This window comes from Roseateles asaccharophilus, from assembly GCF_031458115.1.
Taxonomy (GTDB): domain Bacteria; phylum Pseudomonadota; class Gammaproteobacteria; order Burkholderiales; family Burkholderiaceae_C; genus Pelomonas; species Pelomonas asaccharophilus_A.
The window spans coordinates 693,892-707,354 of the sequence record NZ_JAVDXV010000002.1 but is presented as its reverse complement, the minus strand read 5'-3'; the positions used below and the strand labels follow the sequence as shown (position 1 = coordinate 707,354).

10 protein-coding genes are annotated in these 13,463 nt (G+C 69.1%); 5 read left to right on the top strand and 5 right to left on the bottom strand.

The window, feature by feature from the left end; translation table 11 throughout:
• The first annotated feature begins 41 nt into the window (after positions 1–41).
• The gene (locus J2X21_RS07775; protein WP_310326899.1) at positions 42–818 is read left to right on the top strand and encodes a hypothetical protein; all 777 of its coding nucleotides are present in this window, start codon (positions 42–44) and stop codon (positions 816–818) included.
• Here the strand turns inward: J2X21_RS07775 and J2X21_RS07770 are convergent.
• The 3 genes from J2X21_RS07770 to dnaE form a co-directional block, all read right to left on the bottom strand.
• On the bottom strand, positions 796–1,938 hold the full coding sequence (locus tag J2X21_RS07770) for a glycoside hydrolase family 5 protein (RefSeq protein WP_310326897.1): 1,143 nt from the start codon (positions 1,936–1,938) through the stop codon (positions 796–798). The genes J2X21_RS07775 and J2X21_RS07770 overlap by 23 nt on opposite strands.
• 99 nt (positions 1,939–2,037) lie before the next feature.
• Entirely contained in the window at positions 2,038–3,327 is a 1,290-nt protein-coding gene (locus tag J2X21_RS07765) for a patatin-like phospholipase family protein (protein ID WP_310326894.1), read from the bottom strand.
• 42 nt (positions 3,328–3,369) lie between these two features.
• Positions 3,370–6,921 (bottom strand): DNA polymerase III subunit alpha, encoded by a 3,552-nt coding sequence (dnaE, locus tag J2X21_RS07760; RefSeq protein ID WP_310326892.1) that lies wholly within the window; start codon positions 6,919–6,921, stop codon positions 3,370–3,372.
• Between the two features lie 93 nt (positions 6,922–7,014).
• Here dnaE and J2X21_RS07755 point away from each other — a divergent pair, with 93 nt between their 5' ends.
• The 4 genes from J2X21_RS07755 (at position 7,015) to J2X21_RS07740 (ending at position 11,109) form a co-directional block, all read left to right on the top strand.
• A complete protein-coding gene (locus J2X21_RS07755) occupies positions 7,015–8,139 on the top strand; it encodes an HD-GYP domain-containing protein (protein WP_310326890.1) in 1,125 nt (374 codons plus the stop codon).
• A 175-nt stretch (positions 8,140–8,314) separates the two neighbouring features.
• Positions 8,315–9,280 (top strand): glycoside hydrolase family 43 protein, encoded by a 966-nt coding sequence (locus J2X21_RS07750; RefSeq protein WP_310326888.1) that lies wholly within the window; start codon positions 8,315–8,317, stop codon positions 9,278–9,280.
• On the top strand, positions 9,259–10,152 hold the full coding sequence (locus tag J2X21_RS07745; protein ID WP_310326886.1) for a hypothetical protein: 894 nt from the start codon (positions 9,259–9,261) through the stop codon (positions 10,150–10,152). Before J2X21_RS07750 ends, J2X21_RS07745 begins: the two co-directional genes overlap by 22 nt.
• A gap of 21 nt (positions 10,153–10,173) precedes the next feature.
• A complete protein-coding gene (locus J2X21_RS07740) occupies positions 10,174–11,109 on the top strand; it encodes a peptidylprolyl isomerase (RefSeq protein ID WP_310326884.1) in 936 nt (311 codons plus the stop codon).
• Here J2X21_RS07740 and feoB read toward each other — a convergent pair.
• Together feoB and J2X21_RS07730 are read right to left on the bottom strand one after the other, a co-directional pair.
• Positions 11,094–12,971, bottom strand: a complete 1,878-nt coding sequence (gene feoB / locus J2X21_RS07735) for a ferrous iron transporter B (RefSeq protein ID WP_310326881.1) — start codon at positions 12,969–12,971, stop codon at positions 11,094–11,096. The two genes, J2X21_RS07740 and feoB, sit on opposite strands and share 16 nt — an antisense overlap.
• A gap of 168 nt (positions 12,972–13,139) precedes the next feature.
• Complete coding sequence (locus J2X21_RS07730; RefSeq protein WP_310326879.1) at positions 13,140–13,400, bottom strand: FeoA family protein; 261 nt, start codon at positions 13,398–13,400, stop codon at positions 13,140–13,142.
• Between the last annotated feature and the right edge of the window lie 63 nt (positions 13,401–13,463).

The following is a 13,463-nucleotide window of genomic DNA, read 5'->3' as shown; positions in this document are numbered from 1 at the left end:
CACTACGGAATCAAAAACCACGTTTCCTCCGGCGCCACACCATGCTCCGTCCCCTGCTTGCGCTGACCACGCTGTCTCTCACCGCTCAGGCCAACTCCGAACCAACACCACTGCGCGCCGGCATCCTGATTGGCGTCGGCGACCGCATCGCCATCGTGCAGCAGGAGGCCTCGGTGGGCTCGCACCTGAAGCGCAACGTGGAGCAGTCGATGCGCTTGGGGCCCGAGGTCTTCCAGCACGACGCTGTCATGACCGCCGCGCAGGCGCTGGGCGCCGCAATCCCCGGCGTGAAGCCGGTCGAGCTGCCGGTGCGGCCCGATGTGCAGAAGCAACCCTGGCGCGTCGACGGCGACAAGCTGATCGTCGAGCCCGTGCTGGCCCAGGCTTTGGAGCGTGCCAAGGTGACCATGCTGGTGCTGGTGGAACCCCTGTCGGCGCCCGCGGAGATGAAGATGGCCGAACTGACGCTGGGCCACGGCCGGTTGGAGGGCATGGGCTTCTATGTGGACAACGAGACGCCCGTGCGACGCATCGACACGGGCGACCAGGCCGTGGGTTATCTCGGCCTGTACGCCTATTTCCGCACCGTGATCGTGGCGCTGCCGTCGATGAAGGTGCAATGCCAGCGCCGCACGACGGACAGCCTGACCTACCTGGCCGACGGCAGATCGCCCGGCACGCATCCCTGGCAGGCGCTCACGCTGGAGCGAAAGATCGACGACCTGCGCGGCATCGTGCGCCGCGAGCTGAGCGCGTCGCTGAAGCATTGCCTGGCATCGGGTCAGGCCCAAATGCCTAGCGGCCCATCCGGCTCCTGATGACACCCATCAGCGGACTGTCCAGCGGCACCACCCGGCCCTTGCCCTGCTCGCGCAGGTCATAGACCTGGCCAGCCGGGAAGGCCGGCGGGATCTCGTAGTCCATGCCCTCCCAGACATCCTCGCGGAAGCTGTAGAAGGCCCAGTGCGCACCGTGGCCGTTCAGTGTGTCCAGCACATCGGCCAGATAGGCGCCGCAGTCCTCCCACACGCGCACGCAGCCGAGCTCGCCGGCCACCAGGCGGTTGGCGGGCACGCCGTGGGCCTGGGCCCAGGCGAAGGGCTGAGCCAGGAAGCGCTGCAGCGCCGCCTTGTCGAAGGCGCGCGCTTCGCCGGCCCAGCGAACCTGGACGCCCGGATAGCGCAGCTGCGGCTTGCGCTTGATCTGCGGCGCGCTGGTGGCCTCGTAGGGCTCGTACATGTGAAAGGCGTAGAGGACCTTGGCATCCTTCAGCGGCGTCCAGTAGCTGAAGCTGCCGGCATGGGCGTACCAGCCGCCGTCCAGCATCAGCGGCGTGTCGGCATCGACGCTGCGCAGCGCCGCGATGACGTGTTCGTAGAAGGCCGGCAGGTCGCGCGTCGTGCCCGCGTGCCTGGCATACCAGCCGCGCCGGGCCTCAGGCGCAGCCTGCTCGTCCAGCCCCTGGCCCTTCTCGGGCGTGGGCTCATTGAGCAGGTTGTAGCCGGCCAAAGCCGGGTGGTCCTTCACCGCCGCGGCGAGGTCGCGCCAGAACGCGGCGGACTGGTCCCAGTAGCGGCGCTCTCGCCACAGCCGCTCGTCGGGCTTGTCGCTGTTGTGCTGCACCCAGCGGTTGCCGGGCAGCGACAGCGGCACCAGCACCAGCTTGATGTCCGCTGCCTGCGCCGCATCCATGACGGCGCGCAGCTGCGCCAGGTCGGACGCAGGAATGCCGCGGTAGTCGTCCGCATTGCCGATCAGGAAGTCGCGGCCCTCGCCCTTCCACTTGGAGAAGGTCAGGCGCGCCCAGGTCGCACCGGTGGCGCGCAGCGCGCGGAAATAGGCCGCTTCGGGCGGCTGGCCGTTGAAGCTGTTGCCACCGTGGCGGGGTGTGTCCCAAAAGGCGATGTCGGCGGCTGGTGCGGGAGAAGCAGGGAGCAAATGCAGCAATGCAACCACAGAGGCACGGAGACACAGAGACCAGGACCGGACTGAAGACCTCTGTGTCTCCGTGCCTCTGTGGTTGCCTTTGGATTTCATTCAAACGCCCGCTGCAAACCCCGCCGAGCGGCTGCGCCGCAGCGACGCCGGGTCGATCTGCGGCGCCCGCGTGGGCCAGCCGAAGAAGCGCTGCACCTCGGCCCGCTTGGCCAGCGTGTCGCTCATGCCCAGGTTGATGAGCTCGTTGACGAAGCTGGGCTCGAACAGCAGATAGCTGATCAGCGCCGAGCCGCTGGTGGTCTGGCCCTTGCCGCTGACGCCGAAGGCCCGCAGCATGGCGCGCACGGACTTGGGCAGGCTGGCCTGGTGCTCACCGGCCAGGTCGTCCAGGCGGCGGCTGGGTGCGATGACCAGCAGCTCGATGGGCCGCAGCGCGGTCGCGGCGCGCGTCTCGCGCGACAGCAGCGCCAGCGTGCGATTGATGCGGCGCAGCCGCTCCACGTCCACCGACAGTGCGTCCAGGAAGATGTTGGACAGCGCATGGCCGGCGATCTGGGCCATGCTGGGGTGCGCCTCGTCGGCACTGGCGCGCCGGCCCTCGGGCTCCTTCATGCGGCCCGCGCCGATGACGAGGATGCGCTCCGCGCCCAGATGCACGGCCGGCGAGATCGGCGCGCTCTGGCGCATGGAGCCGTCGCCGAACCATTCCGGGATGCCCTCCAGCTCCAGCGGCTCGGCCGGGAAGATGAAGGGGATAGCCGACGACGCCATCAAATGACCCAGCTGCAGCCTGGCCTGCACCGCCATGCGCTGCTCGCGCAGCCAGGGCACGATGTGGTGGTGGGTCTGGAAGAAGGTGACGTGCTGGCCCGACGTGTAGCTGGAGCCGGTCAGCGCCAGCGCCCGCAGGTGGCCGCCGTCCAGCATGGTCTCGATGCGGTCCATGTCCAGGTAGCGGCCCAGCAGCTGGCGCAGCGGCGAGTTGTCCAGCAGGCTGCGCGGGCGGCTGCGCGTCCAGCGCGCGATGGCCCAGCCCAGGCTCAGCATGCTCAACCAGCGCGCGCCGCTCTTCACGGCCTCGAACGCGTCGGCGCGGTAGATGTTCTCGACGTGCAGTCCCTGCCAAAGATGCACCAGGCCGTCGACGGCGCCGTCGAAGTCATCGGCATGGCAAGCCAGCGTCGACGCGTTGATGGCGCCGGCCGACGTGCCGCTGATGATGGGAAACGGGTTGGCCTGCGTGGCGCCGGCGTCGCGGCGCAACTGCGCGATGGCCGCGAGTACACCCACCTGGTAGGCCGCGCGTGCGCCGCCACCGGTCAGGATCAGGCCCGTGACCGGCTGCGGACGGACGAGCCCCTGGACCGGTTTCGGCAGGGGCTTGGGCACGGCATGCAGCATCGGCGAAATCATCGCCGAATGTGAGCCCTGTCAAGCTTCGTAAATGACCTCAGCGGCCGTGCCGAATTTGGCGAGCGCGTCGTCCGCGGGCCAGAACCGGCTGCCCTCGCCCAGCTCCACCAGCCAGGTGGCACCCACGCGGCCGGCCTCGGGCTCGGCCTTCATGGCCACGCGCACCGGCAGGCCCTGGCGGCGCGTGCCGCCCTCCTCCGTCTGCACCTCGCGCGGCGGGAAGCGCTGCACCAGTTCATGCACCAGCCCCGCCGAGCCCGCATTGGCCAGCAGCAGGTGGCGGCCGAACTTCACCCGCGCGGCGGGCAGGCTCCAGACCGCCTGCACATTCATGCGCAGGCCGCCGGAGAAGCGGTCGTTCTGCACCTTGCCGGTGGCGATGATGAGTTCATCCTCGGCCAGCAACTCCTTGTTGGCGTTCAGCAGTTCCTCGTTGGCGACGGCCTCGATGGCGTCGCTCTTGTCGTCGATCTTGAAGATGGCCACGCGGCCACGCTGACCGTTGATGATGCGCATGCCGCTGACGATGCCGGCCACCGTGGTGGGTTCGCGGCTGTCGACCAGGTCGGCGATCTGGCGCTTGACGATGCGCCGCACCTCGGCGCCGCTCTGGTCGAACAGGTGGCCCGACAGGTAGAAGCCGATGGCCGTCTTCTCCAGCGACAGCCGCTCCTTGATGCTCCACTGCGGCGCGTCGACCAGGTCGGGCTCGGCGGTGGATGACGCGTGCGAGTCGCCGAAGTCGAAAAGGCCGCCTTGATCGGCGTTGGCCTCGGTCGTCTCGGCATGCGTGTAGCCGCGCGCCACGCTGGCCAGCAGCTTGGACCGCTCGGGGTTGATGCTGTCGAATGCGCCGGCCTTGACGAGCGCCTCGACGACGCGCTTGTTGACGGCCTTGCGGTCCACGCGCAGGCAGAAGTCGTAGAAGCTCAGGAAGGGCCCGCCGGCCTCGCGCGCCGCGATGATGGCCTCAATGGCGCCGCGGCCCGTGCCCTTGATGGCACCCAGGCCGTAGTTCACGAGCCGGTTGGACAGCGGCTCGAAGCGGTATTGCCCCTTGTTCACGCAGGGCGGCTGGAACTCGACGCCGAAGGTCTTGGCGTCGTTGAGCAACACCTTCAGCTTGTCGGTGTCGTCCATTTCTATGGTCATGTTCGCGGCATAGAACTCGGCCGTGAAATGCGCCTTCAGCCAGGCCGTGTGATAGCTCAGCAGCGCATAGGCGGCGGCGTGCGACTTGTTGAAGCCGTAGCCCGCGAACTTCTCCATCAGGTCGAAGACTTCGTCGGCCATCTTCTCGTCGATGTTCTTCTCGGCCGCGCCCTTGCGGAACATCGCCCGGTGGGCCGCCATCTCGTCGGCCTTCTTCTTGCCCATCGCGCGACGCAGCATGTCGGCGCCCCCGAGGCTGTAGCCGCCCAGCACCTGGGCGGACTGCATCACCTGCTCCTGGTAGACGAACACGCCGTAGGTCTCGGCCAGCACCTGCTCCAGCAGCGGGTGCGGGTACTCGATGACCTCCTTGCCGTGCTTTCGCGCCACGAACGACGGGATCAGGTCCATCGGGCCCGGCCGGTACAGCGACACCAGCGCGATCAGGTCCTCGAAGCGCGACGGCTTGGCGTCCTTCAACAGCCGCTGCATGCCGGGCGATTCAAACTGGAACACGCTTTCCGACAGGCCATCGCCGAACAGCTTGAAGGTCTTGCGGTCGTCCAGCGCGACGTTGGCCCAGTCGAAGTCCTTGCGGTCCGGGTGGCGAGCGACGATGAAGTTCTTGGCCAGTTCCAGGATGGTCAGCGTCGCCAGGCCCAGGAAGTCGAACTTCACGAGGCCGATGGCCTCCACGTCGTCCTTGTCGTACTGGCTGACCGCGCTGGTGGAGCCGGGCTGCTGGTACTGCGGGCAGAAGTCAGTGATCTTGCCCGGCGCGATCAGCACGCCGCCGGCGTGCATGCCGATGGAGCGCACCGTCCCCTCCACGCGCGCCGCCATCTCCAGGAGGCCGGCCACTTCCTCGTCCGCCTTCTCGCGCTCCTCGATCTCCGGCGACTCATGCCGCGCGTAGACCATCTTGGCCTTGTCGGGGTCGAAGTTGGGCGGCAGCTTGGCCAGCGTCACCGTCTTGCCGGGCGGTGCCGGGATGAGCTTGGCGACGCTGTCCACATGGCCGAAGCCCATGCCCAGCACGCGGCCGATGTCGCGCAGCGCGCCCTTGGCGGCCATGGTGCCGAACGTCGCGATCTGGCTGACCGCCGGCCGGCCGTACTTGTCCTTCACATAGTCGATGACGCGGTCGCGGTTTCCCTGGCAGAAGTCGATGTCGAAGTCGGGCATCGAGACCCGCTCGGGGTTCAGGAAACGCTCGAACAGCAGGTTGTATTTCAGCGGGTCCAGGTCGGTGATGAGCAGCGCATAGGCCACCAGCGAACCGGCACCCGAGCCCCGGCCCGGGCCCACCGGGCAGCCGTTTTCCTTGGCCCAGCGGATGAAGTCCGACACGATGAGGAAATAGCCCGGGAAGCCCATCTTGATGATGGTGTTCAGCTCGAAGTCCAGGCGCTCCACATAGCGCGGGCGCTCCTTCTCGCGCTCGGCCTCGTTCGGGAACAGGTGGATCAGCCGGCCCTTCAAGCCGTCGTGGCTCAGCTCGCGGAAGTACTGGTCCATCGGCATCGGCGTGCCGTCTTCCAGCGGTGGCGTCGGGAAGTTGGGCAGCTGCGGCTTGCCCAGCACCAGGCTCAGCGAGCAGCGCCGCGCGATCTCGGTCGTGTTCTGGATGGCGCTGGGCACGTCCTTGAACAACTCGCGCATCTGCGCCTGCGTCTTGAAATACTGGCTCGGCAGGAAGCGCTTGATGCGCTTGGGGTTGGCCAGCGTCTCGCCCTCGGCGACGCAGACGCGCGCCTCGTGAGCCTCGAAATCGTCTTCGGTCAGGAACTGGATGGGGTGGGTCGCGACGACCGGCAGGCCCAGTTCGGCCGCCAACGGCACGCTGGCCTGCACCAGCGCCTCCTGGCCCGGCAGGCCGGCGCGCTGCAGCTCGATGTAGAAGCGGTCCGGGAAGATGGCGGCCAGCTTCTGCGCCCACTCCCTGGCGCGCACCTTGTCGCCCTGCATCAGTGCCTGCCCCAGCCCACCATGCTGGGCGCCGCTCAGGCAGATCAGCCCGCCGTTCAGCTCCTGCAGCCATTCCCATTTCAGGCAGGCCTGGTTGCGCTGCACGTTCTGAATCCACGCGCGCGACAGCAGCTCCGAGATGTTCAGATAGCCCTGCTTGTCCTGCACCAGCAGCAACAGCCGCGTGGGCGGCTTGTCGGTGGCGTCGGTCTCCAGCCAGCAGTCCGCGCCCAGGATGGGCTGCACGCCCTTCTTGCGGGCGGCCGAGTAGAACTTGATGCCGCCGAACAGGTTGGCCAGGTCGGTGATGGCCGCCGCCACCTGCCCGTCCTTCGCGGCGGCATCGGCCGCGTCATCGGTCCTCAAGGTGCCATCCACGACCGAGAACTCGGTGTGCATGCGAAGGTGGACGAAGGGCTGGTCTTGTTGTGCGGTGTTCACATCGGGCATGGCGGCATTTTAGGAAGCCTGCGAGGGGGCTGAACTTGGGCTACCCTGCGCGCCGCGTAACGCCGCAACTCCTGGTGTTGCACGCCCCCGTCCATGCGCCTTTGCTCACTGCAGTCCGTCAGAACCCATATCGTCCTCGGCGAACCACTGGCCTTCAGCGTGCGCGACGCGCAGCACCAGTTGCTGCTGGCCCGTGGCCAGATCATCCATGACCTCGACCAGCTGGACGAACTGTTCCAGCGCGGTGCGCTGGTGGAGATCAGCGAGATTGCCAGCGCGGTGCAGCCGCAGCGGCGCGCCGCCACGCGGTCGCTGAGCACGGACCAATTGCCCGGCGAATGGCAGCGGCTGGGCGACGCCGTGCGGCGCACGCTGGCGGCCCCGGCCGACCAGCTCGCCACGGCCATCGCCACCACCACCGACGAGCTGCTGCGCCTGATTGCCCACGCGCCCGGCGTCGCGCTGTCGCAGGTCGTGCGCCAGGGTGAAGGCCACTACGGCGTCAACCATTCCATCCATGCCGCCACGGCCTGCCATGCGGCGGCGCGTTTCCTCGGCTGGTCGGCTGAGGATCAACGCCGCGCCTTCCAGGCCGCACTGACGATGAACCTGTCCATGGTGGACCTGCAGGCCCGGCTGGCCAGCCAGGTGTCGCCGCCCACCACGCTGCAGCGCGAGGCCATCCACCAGCATCCCACGCTGAGCGCCGAACTGCTGGAGCAGGCCGGCGTCACCGACCACCTCTGGCTGGAAGCCGTCGCCCAGCATCACGAACTACCCGACGGCACCGGCTACCCCGGCGGCCTGACCGATGTGGGCGAGCTCGCCACGCTGCTGCGCTTCGCCGACGTCTACACCGCCCGCCTGAGCGCGCGCGCCAACCGTCCGGCCATGTCGGCCCAGCAGGCCGGCCGCGAGCTGCACCTGATGGCCGACTCCAACCCGCTGGCCGCGGCGCTGATTAAGGCCTTCGGCGTATTCCCGCCCGGTTCGCTGGTGCGACTGGCGTCGGGCGAGCTGGGGCTGGTCGTGGGCAACGGCGAGAAGGCCTACCACCCGCTGGTGGCCACGCTGACCGACACCCGCGGCGAGCCGCGCCTGACGCCGCTGCGCCGCGACACCTCGCGCGACGGCCTGGCCGTCGTGGGTCTGCTGTCGCCGCAGTCGCTGCCCATGCGACTGTCCGACGAGCGCATCGCAGAGCTCATTTCAGCGTAACCACCGACCTATCGATTTTGATAAGTATTACTTTTCATCGATACCAAAGTGCGGATCGGCGTTACCTCTTGGTTACGGCGCACAAATAGTCAGGTTTAATTTTCCGGTCGGGTGGCGTTCTGCCCGGCACGAGGTCAGCCCGCACGAGGCGGCCCGCAACCCGGAGACAAACCACATGTTCCAGACCCTGAAGCGCTTGCAGCGCTTGGCCGCAGGCTGCGCGCTCGCCGCCGCCCTCCCGCTGGCGCAAGCCGCGCCCTGGACGCTGACCGGCGCCATCGGCACGCACGACCCGCACCTCTACAAGACCAGTTCCACCTGGTGGCTGTTCGAGACCACCGACAACGGCGGCATCGGCGTCAAGTACTCCAGCAACGGCACGGCCTGGACACAAGGCCTGCCCATCTTCCCTGGCGGACTGGCCTGGTGGAAGACTTACCTGCCCACCAACAAGACCGCCATGGTCTGGGCGCCCGGCTGCGGCGAATACAACGGACTGGGCTACTGCTACTACGCCATCTCCAGCTTCGGCTCACAGAAATCCGCCATCGGCCTGGCCACCTCGGCCGGCGGCATCGCATCGGGCCAGTGGGTGGACCAGGGCGCCATCCTGACCTCCAAGTCCGGCGACGGCTACAACGCGATCGATCCGGCCTTCGTCGTCGCGGCCAACGGCGATCCCTACATGGTTTTCGGCTCGTTCTGGAACGGCATCCACATCACCCGCGTCAGCAAGGTGAACCTGAAGCCGCCGACCGGCGGCATCGTCAACATCGCCAAGGACACCGCCAACGGCATCGAGAACGGCTTCATCGTCCGCAAGGGCAGCTACTACTACCTGTTCGTCTCCAAGGGCGCCTGCTGCCAGGGCGCCAACAGCACCTACCGCATCGCGGTGGGCCGCTCCACGTCCATCACCGGCCCCTACGCCGACAAGGCCGGCGTCTCGATGATGTCCGGCGGCGGCACGCTGCTGGCGTCCAGCGGCTCGCGCTTCAAGGGCCCGGGCGGGCAATCGCTGCTGGCCGATGGTTCGGTGATGGCCTGGCATGCCTACGACGCGCAGAACAACGGCGCGCCGGTGCTGTTCATGGGCAACGTGACCTGGGGGTCCGACGGGTGGCCGCAAGCCGTCTGGTGATGCTGCCGCCGGCGGCGCTGCTGCTGGGCGTTGCGCTGGTGGCCTGGGCCTGGTGGGGGCAGGCGCCGATGGAGGTGGCGCTGCCTGCGCCGGCGCCTGCCGCCACGCTTGCCCGGGCAACGGCGCCGGCTCCGCCGGACGCTCCCGCGCCTGCCGCGCGGCCGAACGCCATGCAGCCGTTGCCGGCGACAACGGGCCTCACCGCGCTGCTCGCCGCGCCCGAGGCAGACCTGCGCGCCAGCCTGCATGCGGCATTGGCCGCGCGCGCCCAGGGCGGGCGGCTCTATGCCCGCGCACTGGCGCGGCGCTGCGCGGCCGTCGCGGGCCTGGCCCCACCGGAGCAAGCCCCCGACGTCAACCACCCGCTGCACCAGCGCGCCGTCGCTCGCCAGGCGGCGCTGTCGGCCGGCTGCGCGCAGTTCCCCAACGCCGAGTGGCTGGGCTTCGTCAATGTCGCGGCCGACGAGGCCGCAGGCGACGACCCGCTGCTGACGCTGCAGCAGTCCGATCTCGACGACGCCGCGCTGCTGCAGGCCGTGTTCGCGCGGCCCGATGCGCTGCTGCTGGACGAACTGGGCGAGCGCCTGCTGCTGCGCCGCATCGCCGGCGAGCCGGTGCTGTACTTCGACGGCCAGCGCTTCGACACCGAGGCCGACCGCGCGCTGGCGCAATCCGCATTGCGGCTGCTGCCCTGCGAGTTCGGCCTGACCTGCGACGAGCGCGACCCCGAGGTCTGGCTGGCCTGCCTGCGCGGCGACGGCTGCGCTGCGTCTCGCGCGGCGCAGGAACCCGCGGCGGCGCTGGGGCTGGCGCAGCGGCTGGCCGCGGCCTTGCGCGGCCGTGAGTTGCAGCGCTTCCTGCCACCGTCTTGAGGCCCGTTAAGCTGCGCGGCCATGAAACACCTCGCACTCGCGCTGGCCACGGCCGGCCTGCTGGCCCCCGCCTTCGCCGCCCCCAAGAAGGCGCCCGCCCCCAAGAAGACCGCCCAGCAGATCCTGGCCGGCTCGCCCGCCAGCCACTGGCGCGCGCTGGACCCGGAGAACACGCTGCTGATGGAACTCGCCTCGGGCCAGGTGCTCATCGAGCTGGCCCCGCGCTTCGCGCCCGCGCATGCGGCCAACATCCGCGCGCTGGCCCGCGGCGGCTACTGGGACGGCCTGGCGATCGTGCGCGTGCAGGACAACTTCGTCACCCAATGGGGCGACCCCGACGGCGAGGACGCCGCCAAGGCCAGGCCGTTGCCGGCCAGCGCCAGCCCCAAGCTGCCGGCCGAGTTCTCCGTGCCGCTGGACCACGTCGGCAAGTCGGCCGGCTTCGCGCGCCTGCCCGACCAGGAAGGCTGGGCCCCGCGCACCGGCTTCGCCGAAGGCTTTCCGGTGGCCGCCGATCCCAAGACCGGCAAGGCCTGGCTGGCGCATTGCTACGGCATGGTGGGCGCCGGCCGCAGCGACGCGGTGGACTCCAGCAACGGCACCGAGTTGTACGCCGTCATCGGCCAGGCGCCGCGCGGGCTGGACCTGAACATCACCGTCGTGGGCCGCGTGCTGAAGGGCATGGAGCACCTTGCCGCCCTGCCCCGCGGCACGGCCGCGATGGGCTTCTACGACAAGCCCGAGCAGCGCACCGGCATCCAGCGCGTGCGCCTGCTCGCGCAGCTGCCGCTGGAGGAGCGGCCGGCCTTGCAGGTGCTGAAGACCGAGTCCAGCACATGGACCCAGCTGCTGGACGCGCGCCGCCATCGCGGCGGCTGGTTCGTCCACAGCCCGGGCTACATCGACGTGTGCAGCGCGTCGGTGCCGACGCGACCCACGCCTCAGGCCCCCAAGTAAAGCGCCACGCGGTAGGTGAGAAACGACGCGAGGTAGGCCAGCGCGAACAGATAGCCGGCAGCCGCCAGCGCCATCTTGACGCTGGTCTCGCGCTTGATGGTGGCCAGCGTGGCCAGGCATTGCGGCGCGAACACGAACCAGGCCAGCAGCGACAGCGCGGTCGCGAAGCTCCAGGTCTGTGCGATCAGCGGTGCCAGCGCGCCGGCCGTGTCGTCACCGGTGGCCGACAGCGCGTAGACCGTGCCCAGCGCGCTGACCATCACCTCGCGGGCCGCCAGCCCCGGCACCAGCGACAGGCTGATCTGCCAGTTGAAGCCGATGGGCTCGAAGATCGTGGCCAGACCGCGGCCCAGATAGCCGGCGATGCTGTACTCGATGGGCGCGCCGGTCGCGCCTTCCGGCGGCGACGGGAAGGTGGACAGAGCCCACAGCGCGACGGTCATCACCAGGATGATGCCGCCCACGCGCTTCAGGAAGATCATGGCGCGCTGCCACAGGCCGATGGCCACGCTGCGCGGCTGCGGCCAGTGGTAGGCCGGCAGCTCCATCATCAGCGGGCGCACCTCGCGGCCGCTGCTGCCCAGGCGCTTGATGACCCAGGCCACGGCCAGCGCGCCGAGGATGCCGGCGAAGTACAGGCCGAACAGCACCAGGCCCTGCAGCTCGAAGCCACCGACCTCGCGGTTGGGGATGAAGGCCGCGATCAGCAGCGCATAGACCGGCAGCCGTGCCGAGCAGGTCATCAGCGGCGCGATCATGATGGTGACCAGCCGGTCGCGCGGATTCGCGATGGAGCGCGAGGCCATGATGCCGGGGATGGCGCAGGCGAAGCTGGACAGCAGCGGGATGAAGCTGCGCCCCGACAGGCCCACGCTGCCCATCAGCCGGTCCAGCAGCAGCGCCGCGCGCGGCAGATAGCCCGACTCCTCCAGCACGAGGATGAAAAAGAACAGGATCAGGATCTGCGGCAGGAACACCACCACGCCGCCCAGGCCGGCGACGAGGCCGTCGACCAGGAAGCTGCGCAGCAGGCCTTCGGGCAGCAAGCCGCCCACCTGCTCGCCCACCCACGCCGTCGCGGCCTCGATCAGCCCCATCGGCGTCTCGGCCCAGGCGAACACCGCCTGGAACAGGAAGAACAGCAGCACGGCCAGGATGATCGAGCCCAGCACCGGGTGCAGCAGCACGCGGTCGGCGCGGTCGCTGGGCAGTTCGGGCAGTTCGGCGCTCAGGCCCAGGTTGGCCAGCAGCGCGTTGATGGTCTTCTGGTCATCGATCTCTGGCTCGGCAGCGGCGGGAGCTGCCTGCCAGACCTCTGGCTGGTCCAGCACGGCGCGCAGGTCGTCCAGGCCTTCCTTGTGGATGGCCACGGTGCGCACCACCGGCACGCCCAGCGCCGCGCTCAGCTTCGCCGGGTCGACGTGGATGCCGCGCTTGGCGGCCAGGTCTGCCATGTTCAGCGCGACGACGACCGGCAGCCCCATGCGGCGCACCGCCAGCAGCAGGCGCAGGTTGCGGCGCAGATTGGTCGCGTCCAGCACGCAGACGACCAGGTCGGGGCGCTTCTCGCCCCTGGCCCGGCCGGCCAGCACGTCGCAGGTGACGCGTTCGTCCGGCGAGCGCGGATGCAGGCTGTAGGTGCCGGGCAGGTCGAGCAGGCGCAGCGGCTTGCCGGCGGCGGAGATGAGGCGGCCTTCCTTGCGCTCGACAGTCACGCCGGCGTAGTTGGCCACCTTCTGATGGCTGCCGGTTAGGCCGTTGAACAGCGCCGTCTTGCCGCAGTTGGGGTTGCCGACCAGCGCGACCAGCTTGCCTCCCTTGTGGACATGGATGACGGCGGAGTTTGTTTGTGGTGCCTTCATGACGCCCGTTGTTCCGCGAAAGTAGTGGATGCAAGGCGCAAACCGGAGCCGGGTGAAGCACCCGGCGAGGATTTGCAACGCAGCAGACGCTGCTTTGGCGGGACAGCCCGGAGGGCAAGGCAGCCTCGGCTGCCTTGCGGGTGCCGTGAAGGCATCACAAGCAAGCTCCTAGACATTGCTGGGCTTCACGGCAATGCATTCGGCCTCGGCATGGCGCAACGCGAACGTCGACTGCCCCACCCGCACCACCAGATTGGCGTCGCTCAGGCTGCCGCGGCGCAGCACGCGCACGGCCTCGCCTGGCAGAAAGCCCAGGTCGGACAGCCAGGTCGCCCACTCCGGGGCATAGGCCGGCGCACTGACCTGCTGGACGGTCAGCGCCATCCCGGCTGGGGCGGCGGCGAGGCTGGAGGGCAGCGGCTCGGACATGGTGCGGTGGCTCGACGACAAGCTTTGATGAGAATAATTCTCATTGTAAGCAGGCGTCGCCGC